Annotated in this window: 19 protein-coding genes; 2 read left to right on the forward strand and 17 right to left on the reverse strand. The window is 69.6% G+C overall.

The features are described from left to right. Positions 1 to 388: 388 nt before the first annotated feature. Entirely contained in the window at positions 389 to 1,657 is a 1,269-nt protein-coding gene (locus tag ACTWQE_RS11150; protein WP_443328713.1) for a hypothetical protein, read from the reverse strand. Between the two features lie 135 nt (positions 1,658 to 1,792). Between ACTWQE_RS11150 and ACTWQE_RS11155 the strand changes: the two genes are divergently transcribed. Next, on the forward strand, positions 1,793 to 4,243 hold the full coding sequence (locus ACTWQE_RS11155; RefSeq protein WP_443328714.1) for a SpoIIE family protein phosphatase: 2,451 nt from the start codon (positions 1,793 to 1,795) through the stop codon (positions 4,241 to 4,243). Positions 4,244 to 4,440: 197 nt separating this feature from the next. On the opposite strand, the gene ACTWQE_RS11160 is transcribed toward ACTWQE_RS11155, so the two are convergent. From ACTWQE_RS11160 to ACTWQE_RS11235, 16 genes are all read right to left on the reverse strand, one after another. Further along, positions 4,441 to 5,181, reverse strand: coding sequence for a hypothetical protein (locus ACTWQE_RS11160; RefSeq protein WP_443328715.1), 741 nt, complete (start codon positions 5,179 to 5,181; stop codon positions 4,441 to 4,443). A gap of 55 nt (positions 5,182 to 5,236) precedes the next feature. Next, positions 5,237 to 5,812, reverse strand: coding sequence for a hypothetical protein (locus ACTWQE_RS11165; protein ID WP_443328716.1), 576 nt, complete (start codon positions 5,810 to 5,812; stop codon positions 5,237 to 5,239). Further along, complete coding sequence (locus ACTWQE_RS11170; protein ID WP_443328717.1) at positions 5,785 to 7,059, reverse strand: MCE family protein; 1,275 nt, start codon at positions 7,057 to 7,059, stop codon at positions 5,785 to 5,787. The genes ACTWQE_RS11165 and ACTWQE_RS11170 overlap by 28 nt, the downstream gene beginning before the upstream one ends. After that, positions 7,056 to 8,336, reverse strand: coding sequence for an MCE family protein (locus ACTWQE_RS11175; RefSeq protein WP_443328718.1), 1,281 nt, complete (start codon positions 8,334 to 8,336; stop codon positions 7,056 to 7,058). The genes ACTWQE_RS11170 and ACTWQE_RS11175 overlap by 4 nt, the downstream gene beginning before the upstream one ends. Beyond that, positions 8,333 to 9,475, reverse strand: coding sequence for an MCE family protein (locus tag ACTWQE_RS11180; protein WP_443328719.1), 1,143 nt, complete (start codon positions 9,473 to 9,475; stop codon positions 8,333 to 8,335). Before ACTWQE_RS11180 ends, ACTWQE_RS11175 begins: the two co-directional genes overlap by 4 nt. After that, a complete protein-coding gene (locus ACTWQE_RS11185) occupies positions 9,472 to 10,476 on the reverse strand; it encodes an MCE family protein (protein WP_443328720.1) in 1,005 nt (334 codons plus the stop codon). Before ACTWQE_RS11185 ends, ACTWQE_RS11180 begins: the two co-directional genes overlap by 4 nt. Further along, positions 10,473 to 11,501: an MCE family protein gene (locus ACTWQE_RS11190; protein ID WP_443328721.1), complete on the reverse strand. Its 1,029-nt coding sequence runs from the start codon at positions 11,499 to 11,501 to the stop codon at positions 10,473 to 10,475. Before ACTWQE_RS11190 ends, ACTWQE_RS11185 begins: the two co-directional genes overlap by 4 nt. After that, the gene (locus ACTWQE_RS11195) at positions 11,498 to 12,766 is read right to left on the reverse strand and encodes an MCE family protein (RefSeq protein WP_443328722.1); all 1,269 of its coding nucleotides are present in this window, start codon (positions 12,764 to 12,766) and stop codon (positions 11,498 to 11,500) included. The genes ACTWQE_RS11190 and ACTWQE_RS11195 overlap by 4 nt, the downstream gene beginning before the upstream one ends. 2 nt (positions 12,767 to 12,768) lie before the next feature. Further along, positions 12,769 to 13,596, reverse strand: a complete 828-nt coding sequence (locus ACTWQE_RS11200) for an MlaE family ABC transporter permease (RefSeq protein ID WP_443328723.1) — start codon at positions 13,594 to 13,596, stop codon at positions 12,769 to 12,771. A 2-nt stretch (positions 13,597 to 13,598) separates the two neighbouring features. After that, the gene (locus tag ACTWQE_RS11205; RefSeq protein WP_443328724.1) at positions 13,599 to 14,369 is read right to left on the reverse strand and encodes an MlaE family ABC transporter permease; all 771 of its coding nucleotides are present in this window, start codon (positions 14,367 to 14,369) and stop codon (positions 13,599 to 13,601) included. Then, positions 14,366 to 15,325: an ABC transporter ATP-binding protein gene (locus tag ACTWQE_RS11210; protein WP_443328725.1), complete on the reverse strand. Its 960-nt coding sequence runs from the start codon at positions 15,323 to 15,325 to the stop codon at positions 14,366 to 14,368. Before ACTWQE_RS11210 ends, ACTWQE_RS11205 begins: the two co-directional genes overlap by 4 nt. Before the next feature lie 682 nt (positions 15,326 to 16,007). Continuing rightward, on the reverse strand, positions 16,008 to 17,114 hold the full coding sequence (locus tag ACTWQE_RS11215) for an RNA polymerase sigma factor (protein ID WP_443328726.1): 1,107 nt from the start codon (positions 17,112 to 17,114) through the stop codon (positions 16,008 to 16,010). Positions 17,115 to 17,661: 547 nt separating this feature from the next. Further along, positions 17,662 to 18,429 (reverse strand): DUF427 domain-containing protein, encoded by a 768-nt coding sequence (locus ACTWQE_RS11220; protein WP_443328727.1) that lies wholly within the window; start codon positions 18,427 to 18,429, stop codon positions 17,662 to 17,664. Next, entirely contained in the window at positions 18,426 to 18,677 is a 252-nt protein-coding gene (locus ACTWQE_RS11225) for a hypothetical protein (protein ID WP_443328728.1), read from the reverse strand. Before ACTWQE_RS11225 ends, ACTWQE_RS11220 begins: the two co-directional genes overlap by 4 nt. 120 nt (positions 18,678 to 18,797) lie before the next feature. Beyond that, complete coding sequence (locus tag ACTWQE_RS11230; RefSeq protein ID WP_443328729.1) at positions 18,798 to 20,021, reverse strand: threonine synthase; 1,224 nt, start codon at positions 20,019 to 20,021, stop codon at positions 18,798 to 18,800. Between the two features lie 546 nt (positions 20,022 to 20,567). Further along, positions 20,568 to 22,217, reverse strand: coding sequence for an FAD-dependent oxidoreductase (locus tag ACTWQE_RS11235; RefSeq protein WP_443328730.1), 1,650 nt, complete (start codon positions 22,215 to 22,217; stop codon positions 20,568 to 20,570). A gap of 150 nt (positions 22,218 to 22,367) precedes the next feature. Here ACTWQE_RS11235 and ACTWQE_RS11240 point away from each other — a divergent pair, with 150 nt between their 5' ends. Next, positions 22,368 to 22,493, forward strand: coding sequence for a hypothetical protein (locus tag ACTWQE_RS11240; protein ID WP_443328731.1), 126 nt, complete (start codon positions 22,368 to 22,370; stop codon positions 22,491 to 22,493). The last annotated feature ends 8 nt before the right edge of the window (positions 22,494 to 22,501 follow it).

A 22,501-nucleotide genomic window follows, 5' to 3' on the forward strand; every position in this document is an offset into this window, starting at 1 on the left:
CGGGATCTGGACCTACTACATTAATGCGACCGAGCGGTAGTCCGGCACCGTCCTGCCCGGCGCCGCGGGCGGGCCGTCCCGGTGGGCCGTACGCCCTCCGCGGAAGCAACCCGGGCACCGGGGCTGCCGTAACGGCCGCTGCCCCTCGGCGTCCGCACCGGCGCAGTGGAGCCGCCACGTCCGCACCGGTGCCGTGGAGCCGCCACGTCCACAGTTGCCGTGGGGGCGGTGCCGTGGGGGCGCCGTGTGCGCACCGGTGCCGTGCCACGTGCGGCCGCGCACGCACGGTGGCTTACGGCGCATACGGCGGCGCGCACCCGGCAACGCCCGGCCCGCCGATGGCTTACGGCATGCGTCGTCCCCCGTCGGCTTCCGGGCCCCCTGCGGGCTACTTGGCGAATCGCGTCCAGTCCGGGGCCTGCGCCGGGTCGAGCGAGCGCAACTGGTCCAGGATCCGGGGGTCCTGGGCGTCCAGCCAGTCGGCGAGCTGACGGAACGACACACACCGCACACCGTCACGACGGCAGACGTCCTTCATCACCTCCTCGACAGCGCGCATGTATATGCCGCCGTTCCAGTTCTCGAAGTGATTTCCGATGAACATCGGTGCCCGGCTGCCGTGGTAAACCCGCTCGAAGCCATGGAGATAGGCCTCCCGGGTCTCCCGTTCCCAGACGTCGTACCGGGCGGGGTCGCCCTCGGTGCTGTCGCCGGACTGGTTGTAGAGGAAGTTGAAGTCCATGGACAGCACCTGGACCTCCTTGCCCGGATACGGGAGCAACTGCAGCGGGAAATTCCAGATTCCGTCGATCTTGGACGGCCAGATCTGGAAGTCGCCCGACGAGCTCGCGTCGTACCGCCAGCCGAACGAATCAGCCGCCGGCAGGAGGTTCTTCTGCCCCTCCAGGCACGGGGCGCGTCCTCCGACCAGTTCTTCCTCGACGTCGAAGGGCAGCGGCGGCAGATCCTTGAAACCGGTGTTCGTCTTCCAGTTCTTCACGAACGCATACGACTGCTCGATCTCGCTCTTCCACTCGGCGGCGCTCCACTCCCCGCCCCCGTCGGGTCCGCAGAAATGGCCGTTGAAGTGCGTGCCGATCTCGTTTCCGTCCCGCCATGCCCGGCCGACCTCCTCGAGGGTCGTCCTGATGTGATCGTCGGTCGCGAAGGAGATGGCGGCCTCCCCGGCGTCGTGCCGGGGCGGACGGTACAGCGTCCGCTGGGACTTCGGCAGGAGATACATACTGGTGAGGAAGAACGTCATCCGGGCGTTGCTCTCCTTCGCCACCCGGCGGAAGTGGGAGAACAGATGGTCCTCGCCCTCCAGAGCGCCGTCCCAGGAGAAGACCACGAACTGCGGCGGTTTCTGGCCGGGTTTCAGCTTCTCCACCGTGGGCTGCCCGGGCTGCGGGCCGGTGTACGAGGTCGAACCGTCACCGAGGACCTTCACCTTCCCGTCCCACGCCCTGGCCCTCTTCTCCTTCGCGCCGGCGCTCCGCCGGGTGTCCGCTCCACCGCGCCCCGCGTCGGAAGCCGTCCCGCCTGTCCGCTCGGAACCTTCCGACGGTGTGTCAGCTCCCACGCTCGCCAACACCAGCGCCAGCACGACGACGACCCCCGCCGCGGCCACGGCCGCCGGGCCGCGCGCGATCCTCACTATCACTCTTGATCCCCCCAGGGACACATGAAGACGTAACGCCAGTAAGTATCACAGTCGGATATTCGGCAGCGGTTGTGTCCATCTCCGTCCGGATCGATTCTGTTAGTAACGAACCCGGGCCGAGCTGGTGCCATGAGTGCGCGGAACGCCGCCGACAGCATCGACTACCGAGACCCGCTCGATGTCACACGGGCGGCCACGGCGGTACTGGACGCCCGCGACGTGGTGATCGGATGGAGCCCGGCCGCGGAGGAACTGCTCGGCTACCCGCCCCATGAGATCCTCGGGCGGCCGCTCGGCACGCTCCTGGTGGGCCGTCTCACCCCGGAGCCGGGGGTGAGCGAGGAGCGGGTCGGCCCCATGTGCCGCAGCGAGGCGCGCGTCGCACGTCACCACGACGGTCATGTGCTCCCGCTGTCGACCACGATCTGCGCCCTGGCCGACGACGGCGCGGGTCCGGCACAGATCCTCGTCGCCGCCGAGCTGGAGACACTGGCGCTGTGGGAGACCCACCAGGCGATGCTGAAGGGACTGGCCACCCAGTCCCCCATCGGCCTGGCCATCTACGACACCGACCTCCGCCTGCAGTGGGCCAACGCCGCGTCGGGACGAGAACTCGGCGTGCCGCTGTCCGAATACGTGGGCAGCTACGCGCACGAGCTGTATCCGGGGGGCGAGGTCCTGTCCAAGCAGCACCCGCCCACCCTGGAGCTGGTGATACGACATGTGCTCGCCACCGGCGAACCCGTACTCGACCTGCTCTTCAAGGGCCGCCCGGCCGTCGACCCGGACCACGACCACATCTGGTCCTGCTCCTACTACCGGCTACAGGACGCCCACGGCCGGCCACTGGGCGTATGCGAGGACGGCTTCGACATCACCGACCGCTACCTGGCCCAGGAGAGACTGGGCCTGATGGTGCGGGCGAGTGGCCGCATCGGCACCACGCTGGACATGACCACCACGGCCCGGGAGATCACCGAGGTCGCCGTCCCCCAGTTCGCCGACACCGCCACGGTCGACCTGGTGGAAGGCGTCCTGGAGGGTGAGGAGCCCAGCCCCGGACGGGAGCCCGAACACAGACTCGTACGGGTCGCGGAGCGCTCCGCCCCGCCCGACGCCGGAGAGCACCCCGACGCCGGAGAGGACAGCGCGGAGAGCGGGAGGCCGCAGCCCGCGGTGGCCCACAGCGTCGGCTACCCCCCGGGCTCGCCCCAGGCCCGCAGCCTCTCCTCGGGCCGCACCATCCTGGAGCCCGCCACCGGGCCCGCGTGCGACACGGACCGGCACGGCGGTCATTCCTGCCTCGTCGTGCCGATGCGTGCCCGCGGCGCCACCCTGGGCCTGGTCGCGTTCCTGCGCGGCGGGAACAAGACCCCGTACGACGACGGTGAGCTGGCGCTCGCCGACGAGCTGGTGGCCCGCACGGCGGTCTGCGTCGACAACGCCCGCCGCTACACCCGGGAGCACACAGCGGCTCTCACGCTGCAGCGCAATCTGCTGCCCGAGCGCCTGCCGTCGCAATCGGCCGTCGAGGCGGCGTACCGCTACCTGCCCAGTGACGATGTGATGGGCGTCGGCGGCGACTGGTACGACGTCATCCCCCTGTCCGGGACACGGGTCGGGCTGGTCGTCGGGGATGTCGTCGGCCAGGGCCTGCACGCCGCGGCCACGATGGGGAGCCTGCGCACGACCGCGCGTGCCCTGGCCCGGCTGGACCTCGCCCCCGACGAACTGCTCGCACGCCTGGACGACCTCTTCACCCAGTCCACCGAGGAACCGGCCGGTTCCCAGCCCTTCTCCCCCGAAGCCGGAGTGACCTGTCTCTATGCCGTCTACGACCCGGTGTCGCGGCGGTGCACCATGGCCCGCGCAGGTCATCTGCCGCCGGTGATCCTGGCCCCCGAGGGAGGGTCCTTCCTCCCCGACATACCGCCGGGCCCGCCGCTCGGGCTGGGCGGCCTGCCCTTCGAATCCCTGGAGACGGAACTGCCCGAGGGCAGCCTCATCGCTCTCTTCACCAACGGTCTGGTCCATACGCGTGGCCGGGACCTCGACATCGGGTTGGACACGCTGAGTGGCGTCCTCGCCGACCACGACGGATCACTGGACGTGCTGTGCGACCGGGCGCTCGAGGAGCTGCTGCCGAGCGGCCCGGCTGCCGACGACGCGGCCCTGCTGCTGGTACGCACCCGCGCACTGGGCGAGGACCAGGTGGCCGTCTGGGAGCTGCCGCCCGACCCGGCGGCCGTGGGACAGACGCGGGCCATGGCCACGGCGAAGCTCGGGGAGTGGGATCTGGAGGAGCTGTCCTTCACCACGGAACTGGTCGTGAGCGAGCTGGTGACCAATGCCATCCGTCATGCGAGTCCACCGGTCCACCTCCGGCTGATCCGGGACCGGACCCTGATCTGCGAGGTATCGGACGGCGGGCACACCTCGCCCAACCTCCGCCGCAGCGCCGGCGACGACGAGGGCGGCCGGGGGCTGTTCATCGTCGCGCAGATGGTCCACCGGTGGGGCACGCGCTACACCCCCTCCGGCAAGGCCATCTGGGCGGAACAGCTCCTTCCGCGCGGCTGAGAACGCCCACCGGACCCGCGGGCGGCCTCCCCGGAGGCGGGCCCAGGACAGTGACGCTCAACGGGTCGGACCACGCCGAGCGGCTGGTCGACAAGGGGCAGGCGGTCCTGGACGACGCTCGGCGTGTTGCTGCCGCGGCCGGTGCACGGATGCCGGGGCGCTGCTGTGCCGGACGGTCCGTGAACCGACTGCGGGCCCTACAGCGCGTCGAGAGCACTCACCTTCCAGCCCTTGGACGTGTCGACGAGGGTCATGCGTACCCGGTTGAGGTCGAGGCGCGGTCCCGACGTCTGGGTGCTGTTGGTGACCTGGTTCACGAACAGCAGGACGACGACCTTGTCCGGCGCGGCCGACACCACCGACGCCGCCGACTCACCCCCGCCGGGAGGCTTCGCCACCGTGGCCTTGACGACCCCGTGGTACTTCTTGGCGGTGGGCGCCACGACGGTCGCGGTCGTCTTCCGGTACTTGCCGAGGAAGGAACCGGTGAGGTGGCCGCGGGCGGCCGCGAAGTCACGGTCGAGACGTCGGTAGTCGTACGACAGGATCTCCGGCGCCGCCTTGCGGGCCCCGGCCAGCGCCTGCGTACGCGCCTGGCCGGTACGTTCGGCCTCCCGGTACTCCCAACCGAGCATCGCGGTGGCGACCAGTCCCGCCACGACGAGGACGGCCAGCACGGCGCTGAGCGGAACGGACCACTGACGTGACCGCTTCTCCCCGCCCGCCGCGGACTCGCCACGGGCGCCGTCCCCCGCGCGCCGGGACGCCTGGGTCGCGGGCTCGTCGGCGGTTCCCGTCCGCCCCGCCGGCGCCTCTCCCGGCTCGGTCGAACCGCGCGCCTTCTGGGCTCGCTTGGCCGCGGCACGGGCGGCCGCCGCTACAGTACGCTGTCGGGTCGTGCCGCTGTCGGCACGTCCTCGGAGGGACGTTTTCGCCACGGTGTTTCTCCTTACTGGCCGGGCAGCTCTGGGGTGTGCGGATCAGCCGGACACGTCATCCGACGAACTCGACATTGGACGTCAGCCACCGGTCGTCCTCAAGGACAAGGTCGAGCTGCAGGCGGTAGTTACGGGCCTGGCCCTTCGGCGCCGCGACGTTCGTCACCTTGCTGTCGGCCACGACCAGGACGCGGGCGGACTGGTCGTCGGCCCGGGCGATCCCCGCTTCGAGTACCTGGCCCTCCGAGACCGACTTGTTCTCCCCGACCAGCTTCGTGAGCTCCTTGGTCTGCGCCGCGAACTGCTTCTTGAACTCGCCCGTGGCGCCCTTCAGGACGTTGTCGCTGTCCTGGTCGTAGCGGCGGTAGTCGAGCGAGGTGAAGTTCAGCGCCGACTGCCGGGCCGCCGCGAGGATGTCCTCGTTGCGCTGCTCCTCCTGGTTGTCCTGATACGTCTGCACGCCGAGGTAGCCGGCCAGCGCCGCGAGCACCGCCGCCGAGACGGCGAGTACCACCGGCACCGCCTTGCTACGGCGGGACGAGCGCACCACCCTCATGAGCAGGCGGAGCGGCGGTCCGCCCGCCCGGGCCATGAGACGGCCGATCATGCCATCGGTCCCACGAGCAGCCATTGCCACGATTCCTTTCCGAACACACTCTGTTCTCCCCCCGTGGATCCGATCTGGATCGGCTTACCGTCCGGGCCGCCGACGACGCCGGATTGTGGATCGTACGGTGCGACGTACGACGCCTGGTCCGCTCCGCTTCCCGAACCGGCCCGCGGGACGTTCTGCGCTCCGCGAACCGAGGTCTTGCTGCCGCGGGGGGCCGTGCAGCGGGCGGAGTAGTTCGCCTGCCGCTCCCGGGTGTCCTTCGGGTCGCGCTTCTGCGTGCTGCCGTACCCCTGCCGGCACGGCGGCGGCTCGTCGGCGTTGAGCATCATCCCGAAGTGGCTGGTGCCGTCGCCCGGCAGCACCGTGAAACTGCCGGCGACGACCACGGGGAAGGTCACCAGGCTCTGCTCCACGCCCGGAAGCCGTGCCAGGGTGATCTGGCCACCGCTGATGAGGTTGCCGAGCAGGACGGGCAGCGCCTTCCGGTTGGCCTTCAGCAGCGAGTCCAGCTCGTGTGCCGCGGAGGTGCCGCCGTCCATGAGCCGGCGGATGTCGCCGTCGCTGTCCTTGATCTGCCCGCTGAGGTCGGCCAGGTCGCGGGAGAAGGACTTGATGGCCGAACCCTTGTCCGCCTGCGTCTTCAGCACCGTCCTCGAGTCCTCGATCAGCCGGATCGTCTCCGGCAGCGCCTCGGTCGCGGACTCGGTCAGCGCATTGCCCGAGTCGACCAGCCGGGACAGGTGCGGACCGGTGCCGGAGAAGGCCTTGCCCAGCTCGTCGACCGTGACGCGCAGGTCCCGCTTGTCCACGGATTTCACCAGGCGGTCGACGCTGAGGATCATCGAGGTCGTCGGCAGCGGCGTACGGGTGTGCCGACGGGCGATCGTGCTGCCGTCCTCCAGGTACGGGGCGCTCCTGGCGCGGGGCTGGAGGTCGACGTACTGCTCGCCGACCGCCGAGCGGTTCGCCACGACGGCCAGGGTGTCCGAGGGAATGCGCGGACCGTCCTCGAGCCGCAGTTCCACGGAGACGCCGCCGGTCTTGCCCAGGCTCAGGTCGCCCACCCGGCCTACGGGAACACCGCGGTAGGTGACCTCGGCGCCCGAGAAGATGCCTCCGGAGTCCGCGAAGTCGGCCCGCACCCTGTATCCGCGGTCCACGACGCGGTCGGCAAGCCCGGCGTACTCGGCACCGACGTAGGAGACACCGACAGCCGTCATGGTGGCGAAGGCGAGCAACTGTGCCTTGACCGAACGCGTGATCACGCTTGCATCCCCTTCGTCATGAGCTGGGCGAGAGCCGGATCGGCGCCGTACGGGAGACCGGAGTGTCCGCCACCGTAAGCGGCATAGCTGCTGGTGCACACCGGCGGGCACAGCCCGTTTCCGCCGGTGGGCGGCGAGGGCTCCGGCTCCTGGGGGCCCGGGCTCGGCACGTCCGGGCCGGGGAGATCCGGCACGTCGGGGGCATCCGGGGCCTTGGGAAGGTCGGGCTCGCCGGGAAGGCCGGGCAGGTTCGGTGACGGCTTGCCCGGCTTCTTGGGGTCGTCCGTCACGTTGCCGTAGATGCTGTTCAGGTCAAGATCGGTGGTGATGTGCAGGTTGGTGTAGTCGCCCTTGATGGCGTCCACGGAATTGCGGGGGAACGGGTAGGTGGTCAGCAGTTCCAGAGCGTTGGGGAGATCGTTCCGCGCCTCGTTCAACCGCCCCAGGATGGGCTGCAGCGCCCGCAGGTTGGCGACCGCGTCCTTCCCGGACTCGTCGATCACCCTGGTGCCGACCTTGCTCAGCTTGGACAGGGACTGCAGCATCCGCGTGAGGTTGCGTCGCTGGTCGGCCAGGATCTTCAGCGCCGACGGCATGGTGTCGACGGCCTGGCCGATCGTGGTCTTCTCCTGCCTCAGCGTCTTGGACAGCCTTTCGATGCCCTTCATGGCGCGGATGATCTCCGAGCGCTGGGAGTCGAGGCCGCCGATGAAGGTGTCCAGCTCGGAGAGGACGCTCTTGATCTTGTCCTCGCGGCCCTCCATGGTGTTGTTCAGCTCCTTGGTGATGGTGTGGAGCTGAGCCACTCCACCACCGTTGAGCAGCGCGGAGAGGGCGGAGAGCACCTCTTCGATCTCCGGGGTCCTGTTGCTCCGGGACACCGGAATCCGCGCGCCGTCGGTGAGCCTGCCGCTCGGCCGGACATCCGTCGGCTTGGCCAGCGAGACGTATTTCTCCCCGAGCATGCTGGTCTGACGGAGTTCGGCGATCGCGTTCCCCGGCAGTTTCACGGAGTCCTCGATGCGCAGACGTACCCGGGCGCGCCAGCCGTTCAGCTCCACCTTCTCCACGGCGCCCACCGTGACGTTGTTGACCTTGACCGCGGACTGCGGCACCAGATCGAGGACGTCCCGGAACTCGGCGGTGACGTGGTAGGCGTTCCCGTCGGAGGCTGCGCCGCCCGGCAGATCGACGTCGTACAGACCGTTGATCTCGCAGCCGGTCAGCACCGTCGACCCGGCCGCCATCCACAGCGCCGTGGTGCGCGCGGCCCTCATGCCTCGGCTCCCAGGATCCCGCCGAGCGTCTTGTCCACCGACGCCGTCCCGCTCGCGCCCTTGGACGCCCCGCCGAGGGGCCCGTCCTTCGGGAGCTCGGGCAGGTCGTCGAACAGCTTCTTCAGCTCGCGGCAATCGGTCTTCTCGTCCGACGACTTGAGCATGGAGCACAGGAGGCTTGCCGGATCCTGCGGATGCTCCCCGTTGTTCCTGGTGCCCAGCGAGCCGGACGCCGGGTCGTACGCGTTGGCGAGGTTTCCGAGCCCCGCCGGTGCGACGTCCATGAATTCCTCCAGTGCGGCACGCTGCTTGACAAGCACCCGCGTCACCTCGCTGAGGCCCTTGACATTGCTGGTGAGCGCCTTCTTGTTGCCGCGAACGAAGACGGCCACGTCCTTCAGCGCTATGGACAACTGCTTGAACGCCTCGGCGAGGTCCTTGCGTTCGCCGGAGAGCTGCCGCGACACCGTGGCCAGGCTGTCGTTGAACGAACGGACGCTGTCGTCGTTGGACGCGAGGGCGGTCGTGAACACCTGCAGGTTCCGTACGGTGCCGAACAGGTCCTTCCGGCCGTCCGAGAGGGTGGTGACCGCCGTGGAGAGGTCCTTGACCGTCTGGTGCAGCTTCCCGCCCTGTCCCTCGAGGTTGTCCGCCTGTACTCCGAGCAGCCTGGACAACGCGCCGTCCTTGTTGGCGCCGCGCGGCCCGAGCGCCTGCGACGTGGTGTGCAGACTGTCGTAGATCCGGTCCAGTTCGACCGGTGAGGCAGTGCGGCTCTCGGGGATGACGGTGCCGCTCTCCATCGTCGGGCCGCCGCGGTAGACCGGGAGCAACTGCAGGTAACGGTCGCTGACCACCGAGGAGTTGATGATCGCCGCCTTGGCCCCCGCGGGCACCTTGCGCTCGGCGTCGTACTCGAAGTCGACCCGGACCTTGCGGCCCTGCGGCGTGATCCGCTTGACCTCACCGATCGGGATGCCGAGGACACGGACCTCGGAACCGGGGTAGATGCCGACGGTGCGCGGGAAGTAGGCCGTGACCTTCACCGGGGTGGATCCCGGCCAGAACACGAAAGCCAGGCCGGCGATGAGCGCCAGCACCGGGACGATCGCCAGGCGGCGAACGAGACGCCGGCTCATCGTGACCCCCCTGGGGATGTCTGCACGGACGGCCCGCCCTTGGGAACCACGGGGGCGGCGACCATGTTCTGGATGTAGCTGTCGAACCAGCGGCCGTTGCTGAGGGTGTTGGTGAACACCCGGGCGTACGGCGCCAGCAGCTTGATACTGCGGTCGAGGCTCTTCTCATTGCGCTGCAGCATCGCGACCACGGCGCCCAGCCGGCTCAGCGCGGGGCCGATCTGCTTGCGGTTGTCCTCGACCAGGCCGGAGAGCTGTACTCCGAGCGCGGCGGCGTTGGTCAGCAGTGCGTGGATGGCCTTGCGCCGGTTGCTGATCTCCTTGAACAGTGCGTCGCCGTCGTCCATCAGTTTGATCAGCTCCTCCGACCGGTCGGAGAGGACCCCGGTGACGCCGTTGGCGTGGCCGAGCAGGTCACGCAGCGCCTGATCGCGCGACGCGACCGTGCGGGACAGCCGGGACAGCCCCTCGATGGACGCCTTGACCTCGGCGGGCGAGTCCTTGAACGTCGTGGCGATCGTGTTCATGGCGGTCGCCAGCTGCTTGGTGTCGATCCTCTCGTTGGTTTTGGTGAGGTCACTGAAGGCCTGCACCACGTCGTACGCCGAGACGGTGCGGTTCAGCGGGATCTCACTTCCGGGCTCGAGCTGGCCGGGGCCCTTCGGCTCCAGCGACAGGTATTTCGCCCCGAGGATCGTCTTGACCCGGATGGCCGCGCCGGTCCTCGTCCCGAACTCGGGTTCGCCCTTGAGCCGGAAGGTGACCTTGACGTGATCGCCGTCCAGGTCGACCTCGTCGACCTTGCCGACCTTGACCCCGGCGATACGGACCTCGTCGCCGGACTTGAGGCCGCTCGCCTCGGAGAAGGCGGCGCTGTACTGCTCACCGTTCCCGATCAACGGCAGGTCCTGGATGTTGAACGCGGCGGCGATCGTCAGCGCGATGGTCGTGACGCCGATGGCCCCGATCGTCACCGGGTTGCGCTCGCGGAAGGGAATCACCGGCCGCACCTCGCCTGCTCGACATGGAGACGGGGGGTGAGGACTTTCGCGGTCTTCGGCAGGACGACCCGACCGTCGAAGTCGCACAGGTAGAAGTTGAACCAGGATCCGTACGAGCCCGTGCCGATCAGCTTGTTGAGCTTGCCCGGCAGTCGCCTCACGACGCCCTCCACGGTCTTGTTGTTGCGCTGCAGCGTCCCGGAGAGCTCGGAGAGTTCCGCGATGTCGGTCTTCAGCGCCGGGCGGGCGTCCTCAAGCAGGCCCGAGGTGGCACCCGCCAGGTCTCCGATGCCCGTCAGCGAGTCGCCGATCGCCTTGCGGTCGGTGGACAGGCCCGAGATCACCCGCTGCAACTGCTTGAGGAGGTCGGCGAAGCGGGCGCTGCGTTTGTCCAGGGTCCCCAGCACATCGTTGAGGTTGTCGATCACCGAGCCGATCAGCTTGTCGCGGTCGGCGAGCGTGCTGGTGAGCGAGGCCGTGTGGGCCAGCAGGCTCTTGATCGTGCCGCCCTCGCCCTGGAAGGTCTTGATGATTTCGAAGGCGAGCCGGTTGACGTCCTTGGGGCTCAGCGCGGCGAACAGCGGCTTGAATCCGCCGAGCAGTGCGTTGAGATCGAGGGCGGGCTGCGTACGGGAGAGCGGGATCCGGCTGCCGGGACGCAGCCGCGTGCTGTCCCCGGCGCCCTCGGTCAGCGCGATGTAGCGCTGTCCGACCAGACTCCGGTAGCGGATGACGGCGCCGGTGCTGGAGAGCAGCGGCCGGTTGCGGTCGACGCTGAAGGTGACCTCCGCCAGCGTTCGGTCCTTGATGCTGATGTCCTCGACCTCGCCGACGCGGACACCGGCGACCCTGATGTCGTCACCGGTCTCCAGGCTCGTGACGTCACTGAACACCGCCTTGTAGGTGTCCGTGGGGGTGAACCGGATATTGACGATGGTGGCCGCGAGCAGCGTGGTCGCGATCACGGTCACCACCGCGAAGAGGGAGAACTTGACCAGTGGTGCGGCCGTGTCCATGGCCTTCATGCGAAGCTCACCGCCGTCCCGCGAGCCATCGGACCGAAGAGCAGGGTCGCCACCGAGGGCACCTCGTCGGCCGGGATGTTCATGGCAGGGGCGACGAGCGCACCCACGAGCCGCTGCTCGGACGCCGTGCCGGACACCTGGCGGCTGTGCCCGCCGGGTGCGGCCGTGCTGCCGGTGCCCTTCGTACCGTCCTTGAGCCTGTGACCCGGGTCGGGCACGGGAGGATCGGGCAGGCCGCGGCAGTTGGGTCCGGAGCGGTCGGCGTAACGCGGCTCCTCGCCGGGCTGGTAAGCGGACCTGGGCAGGGTGGCCTCCAAGGTGATGTGCATCTTCCCGCCCTCGAAGATCCCCTCGGCCCGCGGCTCCGACTTGACCAGGCCGCGCAGCAGACAGGGATATACGGGCGAGTAGCGCGCGAAGAGCGCCAGGTTCGGGCGAGAGACGTGGGCCAGGGTGATGAGCCGGTCGGCGTTGTCGCCGAAGACGTCCTCAGCGGTGTCCGCGGACCTGGTCGTCCCGGTCAGGACGGACTCCAGGGCCTGCCTCTTCTCGATCATGGTCCGGCTATTGGTGATGGAGTTGCGCAGAACCCTCACCATGTCGGGGGCGGCATCGCCGTAGACCTCGACCACATCGGCGAACCGGGAGAGATTCGCTTTGAAGGACGGCATGTGCGGATTGAAACGGCGGAGGTAGCGCTCCAGCCGGGCGAGGTTGTCGCCCATCCTGTCGCCGCGCCCTTCGAGAGCGGTCGCGAAGGCCGTCAGCGTGGCGTTGAGCTTGGCCGGCTGGACCGCGCGCAGCAGCGGGAGCAGGTCGCTGTTCAGCTTCTGGAGCTCGATGGCCGCTTTGGTGCGATCCTGGGTGATCACGTCACCGGCGCGTATGGGCCGTGACGAGGGCTGCTTGGGGGCGACCAGGTCGACGTACTTCTCGCCGAACAGTGTCTTGGGCAGCAGCATCGCGTGGACGTTGGAGGGGATACGGCTCACGTACTCGGGTGTCAGCGCGATGTCGAGGGTGGCCTTGTCCCCGTCGGCCCGCATGGCGCGGACCTCGCCCACGATGAGGCCGCGCAGCTTGACGTCGGCGGGGGGCTCCAGCTGCGTACCGATCGTGTCCGCCTGCAGCGTGACGCGGACGACGGAGGTGAACGCCTTCTGGAAGATCGCTACGGAGAGCGACAGCAGCAGGGCGATGACGGCAATGAAGACGATGCCGTACAGCCGCAGCTTGGCGGTCGGTGTCGGTGTCGGTATCGGCATCGCTACCCCGCGATTCTGACGGTGGTGTTGGCTCCCCAGATCGCCAGGCTGAGGAAGAAGTCAAGGATGTTGATGGCGACGATGGAGGTGCGCACCCCCCGGCCGACCGCCACGCCGACCCCCGCGGGGCCGCCCTTGGCGCAGTAGCCGTAATAGCAGTGGACGAGAATGATGACGACGGCGAAGACGATCACTTTGCCGAAGGACCACAGCACGTCGACCGGGGCCAGATACTGCTGGAAGTAGTGGTCGTATGTGCCGGCCGACTGCCCGTAGTAGAGGGTGGTGATCGTCCGGGACGCGAAGTAGGAGGAGAGCAGCCCGATCACATAGAGCGGGATCACCGCGATAAATCCGGCGATCATCCGGGTCGTGACCAGGAACGGCAACGAGGGAACGCCCATCACTTCGAGCGCGTCGACCTCCTCGCTGATCCGCATGGCACCGAGCTGGGCGGTGAATCCGGCGCCGACCGTCGCGGATAGAGCGAGTCCGGACACCAGCGGCGCGATCTCACGCGTGTTGAAGTAGGCGGAGATGAAAGCCACGAAGTTGGACGTGCCCAGCTGGTTGAGCGCCGCGTATCCCTGCAGGCCGACTTCGGTGCCGGTGAAGAAGGTCAGGAAGGCGATGACCCCGACGGTGCCGCCGACGACCGCCAGCGCACCGCGGCCGAAACTCACCTCGGCCAGCAGCCGAAGGACCTCCTTTTTGTACCGGCGCAGCGTGCGACCGGTCCAGGCCAGCGAGCGGCCGTAGAAGGTCAGCTGGCCGCCGAGCTCCTCGAGGGAGCGGAGGGGGCCTACGAGAAATCGTTCCGACAGCGACATCACTAACCCCTCTGCGGAATGATTTGGAAGTAGACCGCCGTCAACACGAAATTGGTGACGAACAGCAACATGAAGGTGATGACGACCGAGTGGTTCACCGCGTCACCGACGCCTTTTGGACCGCCCTTGGCCGTCAGGCCCTTGTAGGAGGCGACGATCGCCGCGATGGCGCCGAAGACCAACGCCTTCAATTCGGCCCAGTACAGGTCGGGCAGCTGGGCGAGCGTGGTGAACGAGGCCAGATACGCGCCCGGGGTCCCGTTCTGCAGGACCACGTTGAAGAAGTAGCCCCCGGCCACGCCGACCACCGAGACCAGCCCGTTGAGCAGGACCGCGACCACCATCGAGGCCAGCACACGGGGCACGACCAGCCGGTGGATCGGGTCGATGCCGAGCACTTCCATGGCATCGATCTCCTCGCGGATCTTGCGCGCACCGAGGTCCGCGCAGATGGCCGAGCCGCCCGCGCCCGCGATGAGCAGCGCGGTCACGATCGGCGACGCCTCGCGCAGGACGGCCAGGACCGAGGCGGCTCCGGAGAACGACTGGGCACCCAGCTGCCGGGTGAGGCTGCCGATCTGCAGCGCGATGACGGCGCCGAAAGGGATGGAGACGAGCGCGGTGGGCAGGATCGTGACGCTCGCGATGAACCAGGACTGCTGGATGAACTCCCGCACCTGGACCGGCCGCCGCGGCAGGGTGCGCAGGACGTCCAGGGCCATCGCGAACAGACTGCCGGAGTGTTTGAGCCCGCCGGTGGGTGAGAGACTCATGTTCCCGCCGCCTCCCGCTTCTGTCGGGCCGCCTCACGTGCGGCGATCAGCTTCCACCGCAGGGGCCTGCTGATACCGGGGCTGGGCAGCAGACGGGGGGTCACGCCCGCGCCGGATGCGCCCTTGCCGCCCATCGGGCCGCGGTGGTTACCGGCGTCGAGCTCGGCCAGCTCCTGTTCGACCTGTGCCGCGTCCTTCTCCTCGGCCATGCCGATCGGGCCCTGCATGCGCCCGTTGAGGAACTGCCCGACCACCGGCTCATCGCTGTCGAGCAGCTCTTCCCGGGGGCCGAACATGACCAGTTCGCGCCGGAACAGCAGCCCGATGTTGTCGGGCACCTGCCGCGCCGAGGCGATGTCGTGGGTGACGATGAGGAACGTGGCGTCGATCTGGGCGTTCAGATCCACGATGAGCTGGTTCAGATACGCCACCCGCACCGGGTCCAGACCCGAGTCGGGTTCATCGAACAGGATGATCTCCGGATCGAGTACGAGCGCCCTCGCCAGACCGGCCCGTTTGCGCATACCGCCGGATATCTCACCGGGAAGTTTGCCCTCGGCTCCGATCAGCCCGACCATGTCCATCTTCTCGAGCACGATCCGTTTGATCTCGCTCTCGGACTTGCGGGTGTGCTCGCGCAGCGGGAAGGCGATGTTGTCGTAGAGATCCATCGACCCGAAGAGCGCGCCGTCCTGGAACAGCACGCCGAACAGCTTCCGCACCTCGTAAAGATCGTGCTCACGAAGTCGTGTGATGTCCCGTCCCGCGATGTGGATCGAGCCCCTGTCCGGCTTCAGGAGACCGACGAGCGTCTTCAGGAATACCGACTTGCCCGTGCCCGACGGGCCGAGCATGACCGACACTTCCCCTGCGGGCAGCGTCAAGGAGACGTCCTGCCAGATGACCTGGTGGCCGAAGGATTTGGTCAACCCTTCCACGCAGATCTCGACACCCATCTGGGACACCCTTCAGATATGGACACAAGTTTTGACAACGCGGCGCGGTCGATGACCGGCGCCGGCCGCACCAGGGGCGGGGGGACGGAGCCGGGTACGCGGGCGAGAAGGAGGAGGAGCCCGCGCACCCGGCTTCCGGGGTCACCGGGGCCCGGGGGTGCGCCGGGGGGTACAGCACACCCTGGCCACGGTGGCCGGTGGGGCGACGGGCACCGGTACGGCTGCCCAAGCCGTACGGAGGCCGTCGGCAGAATGCGGTTCGCGCTTATCCCGAGTCACGGGGCGACTCTCCTTCCCATCACGCACTGCTCCGCGGAGGAGCAGGTCTCATCTGCTCTACGGCGACAGGCACCGCGTCCGTCGCGGAAAAGGAGAATTTTTTTATCGCCCTTCCGACCAGACGGTTTGTGGTGCTCGATGGCGCCCCGGGGGGCGGCGGGACACCACACGGCCGGGTGGAACGGCCTCTGCGGGGGAAACCCCGGCCGCCTCGAGGGGGCAGGCCGGGCGGGCCGTTCGACCGGGCCCGCCGGGCGCCCGGCGGGATTGCCGGGGTGGAGACCTGGCACCGGCTCCGGACCGACGCGGAATTCCGTCTCACCGACCCCGGGCCCGACGGTCCTCCCCCGGCCTCGGACCGATGTCCGGTGGGCAGAGGGCCCGCGTGGCGTGCCGGTGGGGCCTATGGCAGCCCGACCTCGCCGGGCAGCGTACGGCCGGGCACGGGGCTGCCGGGCGTGGTGCGGCTGTCCCCTCCTGACGTGGTGCTGTCGTCCGGCGGGCTCGTGGGTTCCGGCGTACCGGCCTCGGGCGTACCGGCTTCGGCGGTGCCGGCCTCGGGCGTACCGGCTTCCGCGGTACCGGCCATGGTGCGGCCGGACGGATCCGTATGGGCGCCCTGCAGGTCCGTCGGCACAACGTCCCCGGGGACGGAGACCGAGGGGACGGGCGGGACGGAGGGAACGGAAGGGGCCGAGGGCACCGACGGCGCGGTGGGCCCGGCCAGCGGCGGCAGCGCGACCTCCGGCAGTACGGATGCCACCGCCCCGGGCAGCCTTACCGGGCTCGACAGAGGAGACGTACCGGCGTGCGGGCCGCCCGGCGCGCGGGGCGGGGCAGCCGTTTCCTGCCGGTCGTAGCCCGACCCCGACTCATCCGCGTCTCCCCCCGTGGAGGCCTGGGGCGAGCGAGGCCCGCTCTCCTCCTGAGCGAAGGGGAGCCCTATTCCCAGCACGGCCAGCGTCGCCGCCGTGGACACCAGTGCCGCCCCCTGTCCGCCCGCGCCGCCCGTCCGTGGCCGGCCGCGCCCGCAGAGCCATACGGTGACGGCCAACGTCCCGGCGAGCGAGTTGCGCATCGCCCGCCGCGCCCTCGCGAGCAGCGACTCCACTGCCTCGTAGCTGAGGCCCATCTCCGTGGCGACCTGTCCGACGTCCAGATCCTCCGACTTGAGCCGGAGCGCCTCGGCCTGCCGGGCGGGCAGCTCCCTGCTCCGCCCCGCCAGCCACTTCGCCTCCGCGCGGTCGCACACCACTTCCTCGACCGGAACCGGCCCCGGGCCGGTGAGCGTCGAGTGGCTGCGCACCTCGGCCTCCCGGTTCACCTGCCGGTACCGGTCCACACACAGGCGCATGGTCACCGTCGTCAGCCAGGCGCCCAGCCGCTCGTCGTCGATGTGCGGGTTCTCCACGGCCCGGAGCATCGCCTCGTGCACGGCGTCCTCGGCGTCCTCCAGGCTCATCGACCGCCGGCGCGCCACCTTCAGCAACTGCTCACGGTGGCTCCACATGCGCTGCCACCGCTGGTGGGATCCGTCACCCGGTCCCGTCGGGTACACGGAATGCGGGTCCGTTGCCATGAGCGCCCTTTCACGACGACGTCGAGGTCTGAACCGAGGCCCCGACCCGGCCGTTCCGTGGCACGGCGCGTCCAGCCCGGCCATGGCTCCGGATCACCACGGACACTGCCCGTGGGTCCGCGAGGCCCATGGCCTACGGGGCCTGTGGCGGCTCGGCGTACGCCGAGCGCACGCCGCCGGACTCCTCAGGCAGGGATCCCGGCAGGGGCAGACATTACCTGCCGGTACCCGCTGGTGGGAGGGGGTAGGAAGCTCTGATTCCGGTGGGCACACCATGTATCCGGGCTCTCGGACAGCCGGCCGCTGCCAGCCGTGACGGCCCACGGCCTTGATGCCCCGGCGCGGCACCGGCGACGTGATCAGAGGTGGTTCAGAGTGGTGCCATTACCGGGCGCGAACCCTTCGTCGCGCAAGAAGCGAAGACCGCCGGCGCCGTTGCGGGCGTTCCGGCGGTCTTGACCGTCACCGGCTCGTGAACTCAGATCGGCTTGCTGAAGACGGTGACCGGGCGTTCCAGCCGCTCGCCGTCGACGGTGATGTCCACCGTCTCGTTGTAGAAACACACCAGGTCTTCGATCTGGCCCGCGGCTCTGATGGGAGCGGGATAACTCCAGGCCACATTCGGCAGAGCGCGGCCGCCCCCCGTCCAGGACCAGTAGTCGGCGATCCCCTTGTACGGGCACCGTGAGTGATGGTCCGTGGGCGTCAGATGGTCGAAGCGCACATCAGCGCGGGGGATGTAGTAGCGGACCGGCAGACCGGTCTCGAAGAGCAGCACCGGTGAGCGGGTGTCGGCCACGACCGCTCCCTCGATCTCCACCCGGACATGGCGGCTGCTGGGAATCGGGTCGACGCGCTTGTGCGGGTCCCGCGGGTGTACGAAGATCTCCTCCTCCTCTTCGTACCAGTGGTCCAGTACGGACCGGCCGAACCATGCGAAGGCAATGTGATCCGCCAGTTCCTTCCCGGGGAAGGTCCACGCCGCGTTCTCGATCACCTCGCCCTCCACATGGAGGTCGTAGAAGACCGTCGATCCGGCATGAGCTCCGGTGTCGGGCTTCTCCGCTCCCCGCAGCAGGTCGGTGCGGACCTCGTCCTCCGGGAAGGCGTAGAGCGGTACCGGGCTCCCGGGCTCCCAGACCAGGACGGGGTGGTGGCTGTCGACGACGGTGGTGCCGCCCTTGGTGCCGCGCACCCAGCGCTCGCTGGGCTCCCAGGTGATCGTTTCGGTTCCGTCGGTGCTCATACGTTCACCTCCGCCGGCTCGGCGATGTAGGGGCGGCCCTCGCGCCAGGCCTCCAGCTGCTCGGGGCGCCCGAATACCTGAAGATAGTCCTCGACACGGCGGTCCGCCTCCCCCCATACCGGCACCGGCTCGTAGTCGGACTCCTCGTCCCCCAGGAACGGGGCGAGGGGCTCGACGACCGTCGGCAGGCCGGGGGACCCCGGGCAGGCTGCGCGCGGACAGACCGACCGCGCCCTGCTGGTGGACATGGGCCATGAGGGAACCCGGCGGCTGTCCGGCAAAGTCCCCGGCTCCCGGCTGCTGGAACGCTCAGGCCGTCAGTGGCCCGGAATCGCCAGAGCCGACAGGAGCTTCCACGCAGGTGTCCCTCACACGGGAACGCCGGCTGCGCGCAGTCGGCGCTCCACCTCCTCCCAGCTCGGATCGACGGCCTCGGAGGCCCCCGTGCCGACCCGGGAATCCTTGAATCCGCTGGAGGTGGAGACGCAGACCACGGGACCGGCGACATCGCCGTGGCGGCGGAGCCCCGCGAGTCCGGCCGCCGCGGACAGCTCCGCCCACAGCCCCGCCCGGGCCAGTTCGGCCCGGGCTGCCGTCAGCTGCTCGTCAGTGACGATCAGCGCGTCGCCGCCGCTCTCGCGGACGGCGACCACCGCGCGGTAGCCGCCGACGGAGCTGTCGATCGCGTACGCCTCGGTCGGTCCGACGGAGACTCTGACCGCCGGGCGGCCCTGACGGAGAGCGGCGTGGAGGGGGCCACCGGCGGCGGGTTCGCAGCCGTACATCCGCGGGGTGCGCGGCGCCAGACCGAGCCGCACCAGTTCGGCGAAGCCCTTCCAGACGCCGAAGAGCAGCTCTCCATAACCGGTCGGCAGGAAGACCGCCTCCGGAACGCCGAGTTGGGTGAAGATCTCGTAAGCGATGGTCTTGTAGCCCTCGGGGCCGAAGGCGTGGCCGGTGTGGGTGGGAGTGAGGTTGCTGACCGGGTGGTAGCCGACGCGGTCGACGATCTCCCGCATGAGCGGCCACCGCGCTTCCTTTGGTACGGGCAGCACCACCGCCCCGTAGGCGTGCAGGAAGGAGTCGACCGCCGGGGGCGCGCCCGCCGAAGCGAGCAGGACGCAGCGCAGCCCGGCGCGTGCCGCGTACGCCGCTGCGGAGGCGCCGTGGTTGCCGGACGAGGCCACGACGATGCCCTCCGCACCCACGCCGAGGGCAGCGCTCACGGTGCAGCGGTTGAGCCGGTCCTTGTGGCTCCATGTGGGGTTGCGGGACTCGTCCTTGACGAAGACTCCGTCGCCGATCTCCACGAGGGGTGTGCCGCCCTCGCCGAGACCGGGGGCGACGAGGGGCGGCAGCAGCGATGACCACCGGTCCAGGCCGGTGCTCGTACCCGTGGCTCTTGTCGCTCCTGCCCGGTCGAAGAGGTCGTGCGGCACGCGGTCGTAGGCATAGTCGACCTCGACCGGATAGGCGGTTTCGTCCGTGCTGGTCCGGGGGCAGCCGGTCGTGAGCGGAGGCCACAGCGGGTAGCGGACAGCCGGATCCGCCAAGGAGCACTGACCTGTTGCGAGCGAGTCCCCTATTTCCATGATCCGGAAGTGTAGTTCCCGTAAGCGCCCGGCCCGGACGGACAGGACATCGGCACGGGCGCACCGCGCCGCCGCGGGCTCGGAGCGGGCGGACCAGCCGCCCGGAGGTGCGCAGGCACGTACCCGGCCACCCGCTTGCCCAGCGTGACCCCGGCCTCGTCCGCGGACCTGGTGTGGATGCCCGAGAGGATCCGCGCTTCGACGTCCTCCTCCGTCCGCTGACGTCAGGCGGTGTATGCCCTCGTGACACCCGGCGCGCTCGGGCTGGTCAGCGTGAAACGGAGCGGTACGCGCTCCGGCCGGCGCGGACAGCACTGCCTCGGCGGCGCCCGAGTACGTGTTGTGGCCGCTGGGATGGTCCGGGTGCGCCGGAGTGGGGTGCAGCGGGGTCCACGCGGGGTCCGGGCCGAGGCTCCGGTCCGGATGGCCGTGACCGGGCGCCACCGCTGATGGGCGTTCTTGCTGTCGGTAGTGGCGATCTGCGTGTCCACCAGCGCGACATGCTTCTGTCCGGGGCACGGCCGGGGTGAGCTACCCGAGGGCTCGTCAGGTCCGGCGGAGCACCGACCGCATGACGTCGTTGAGCTGCCGTTCGGGATCCGGCAGTGGAGCCGTCGCGCGCCAGGCCACGAAGCCGTCCGGGCGTACCAGAACCGCGCCGCCGGCCGTCGTGCCGTGCAGCTCCGCCCAGTCCGCGCCGTTCTCGGGGGCCAGGTCGCCCTGCTGTCCGTTGCCGATGCGGTAGGACTCCAGCGGCACGGACAGCTCGTCGGCGACGCGCTTCGCCGCCGAGTGCCACTGAGTGCCGTCGGTTCCGCCGTCGACTCCACTGAGCAGCACGAAGGACCGCTCGTAGAGATCGAGCGTGGAGAGCCGTACGCCGAAGTGGTACAGCCACATGTGCGGGGCGCGGGTGCCCGGCTCCCCCGTCAGCTGCATGCGTTCGGGTACGACCGGCAGTCCGGGGTCCGTGCCGACGACGGCCCCTCGGGGATAGCGGTAGCCCAGGGCGACGGTGAGGACGCCGCTCTGCCTGCCCCCGGCGGCGCCGGGAGCAGCGGCGTAGCCCGGGTGGCTGTGCTCCGCGGAGCGTGCCGAGGCCCGGGCGCTCGTCGCGCGGGCCACGGGCTGACGCTCCTCGCCGTAGGTGTCCAGCAGCCCCGGATCCGCCCAGCCGTTCAGCACGGCGGCGAGCTTCCATGCCAGGTTGTGGGCGTCCTGGATTCCCGTGTTGGAGCCGAAGGCGCCGGTGGGGGACATCTCATGGGCGGAGTCCCCGGCGAGGAAGACCCGTCCGGCCGAGTACCGCTCCGCGACCCGTTCGGCGGCATGCCAGGGCGCTTTGCCGGTGATCCGGACATCCAGGTCGAGAACGCCGGTCGCTCTGCGGATGTGTGCGATGCACCGCTCGTCGGTGAAGTCCTCCAGGGTCTCCCCCTCGTCCGGGTGCCAGGGGGCGTGGAACACCCACTCCTCCTGGTTGTCGACCGGGAGCAGCGCCCCGTCCGCTTCGGGGTTGGTCAGGTAGCAGGCGATGAAATGCCGGTCGCCGACGACCTCCGCGAGCCCGCGGGCGCGGAAGGTGATGCTCACATTGTGGAACAGGTCGCCATGGCCGGTCTGGCCGATTCCGAGCCGTTCGCGTACGGGGCTGCGCGGGCCGTCGGCGGCGATGAGGTAGTCCGCGCGCACGGTGCGCTCTTCTCCGGTCTCCCGGACCCTGAGGACGGCGGTCACGCCCTCCGCGTCCTGTTCGAAGGAGAGGAGTTCCACGCCGAACCTCAGATCGCCGCCGCGCTCACGGGCACAGCGCACCAGCACCGGTTCCAGGTCGTTCTGGCTGCACAGGCACCAGCCGGTCGGGCTGAAGCGGGCCAGCGCACCGCCCGGGTCGATCTCCTTGAACAGCCACTCCTGTTCGTCGCCGGTGAGCGACACCGCCTGGAGGATGCCGTGGTTGTCCGCCAGGACGGAGGCCGCCTCGTGGATCAGCGGCTCCGCGCCGGCGGTCCGGAACAGCTCCATCGTGCGGACGTTGTTCCCGCGTCCGCGGGGGTGGTGGGAGGTGCCCGCGTGCTTCTCCACCAGCATGTGGGCGACGCCGAGGCGTCCCAGGAACAGTGAGGCGGACAGGCCCACCAGGGAGCCGCCCACGATGAGAACGGGCACGCGGTCGTCGACTTCGGGATTCTTCACTTGCACCAGCTCCAGCCGCCTGGACGGGGTGTGCTTCTGTCCATCCCCGGCTTCGGATGTTCCGTTCGGCGATTCACCCGTACGGCTCACACATCTCGCGCCATCAGTGGGGGCGGCCGACGATCGAGTGCGGGCACCGTCACCGGCGCGATGGACGCCGGTGTGCCCGGGACCAGCAATGTTCCCGGGATACGCCCGGCCGTGGAGGCGGTGATCGACCGGTCCATCACCTGGTCGTTCGCCTGGGTCGCACCGACGGCACACGACACCGCATGACCGCAGGG

The organism is Streptomyces sp. 8N706 (assembly GCF_052245415.1).
Taxonomy (GTDB): domain Bacteria; phylum Actinomycetota; class Actinomycetes; order Streptomycetales; family Streptomycetaceae; genus Streptomyces.

Excerpts from the sequence above, each read along its gene's own strand:
- ACTWQE_RS11195 (WP_443328722.1), bottom strand. The coding sequence starts at position 12,766 with ATGCCGATACCGACACCGACACCGACCGCCAAGCTGCGGCTGTACGGC.
- ACTWQE_RS11225 (WP_443328728.1), bottom strand. The coding sequence starts at position 18,677 with ATGTCCACCAGCAGGGCGCGGTCGGTCTGTCCGCGCGCAGCCTGCCCG.
- ACTWQE_RS11165 (WP_443328716.1), bottom strand. The coding sequence starts at position 5,812 with ATGGCTGCTCGTGGGACCGATGGCATGATCGGCCGTCTCATGGCCCGG.
- ACTWQE_RS11230 (WP_443328729.1), bottom strand. The coding sequence starts at position 20,021 with ATGGAAATAGGGGACTCGCTCGCAACAGGTCAGTGCTCCTTGGCGGAT.
- ACTWQE_RS11240 (WP_443328731.1), top strand. The coding sequence starts at position 22,368 with ATGGACGCCGGTGTGCCCGGGACCAGCAATGTTCCCGGGATACGCCCG.
- ACTWQE_RS11215 (WP_443328726.1), bottom strand. The coding sequence starts at position 17,114 with ATGTGGAGCCACCGTGAGCAGTTGCTGAAGGTGGCGCGCCGGCGGTCG.
- ACTWQE_RS11190 (WP_443328721.1), bottom strand. The coding sequence starts at position 11,501 with ATGAAGGCCATGGACACGGCCGCACCACTGGTCAAGTTCTCCCTCTTC.
- ACTWQE_RS11210 (WP_443328725.1), bottom strand. The coding sequence starts at position 15,325 with ATGGGTGTCGAGATCTGCGTGGAAGGGTTGACCAAATCCTTCGGCCAC.
- ACTWQE_RS11175 (WP_443328718.1), bottom strand. The coding sequence starts at position 8,336 with ATGAGGGCCGCGCGCACCACGGCGCTGTGGATGGCGGCCGGGTCGACG.
- ACTWQE_RS11200 (WP_443328723.1), bottom strand. The coding sequence starts at position 13,596 with ATGTCGCTGTCGGAACGATTTCTCGTAGGCCCCCTCCGCTCCCTCGAG.
- ACTWQE_RS11205 (WP_443328724.1), bottom strand. The coding sequence starts at position 14,369 with ATGAGTCTCTCACCCACCGGCGGGCTCAAACACTCCGGCAGTCTGTTC.
- ACTWQE_RS11155 (WP_443328714.1), top strand. The coding sequence starts at position 1,793 with ATGAGTGCGCGGAACGCCGCCGACAGCATCGACTACCGAGACCCGCTC.
- ACTWQE_RS11220 (WP_443328727.1), bottom strand. The coding sequence starts at position 18,429 with ATGAGCACCGACGGAACCGAAACGATCACCTGGGAGCCCAGCGAGCGC.
- ACTWQE_RS11180 (WP_443328719.1), bottom strand. The coding sequence starts at position 9,475 with ATGAGCCGGCGTCTCGTTCGCCGCCTGGCGATCGTCCCGGTGCTGGCG.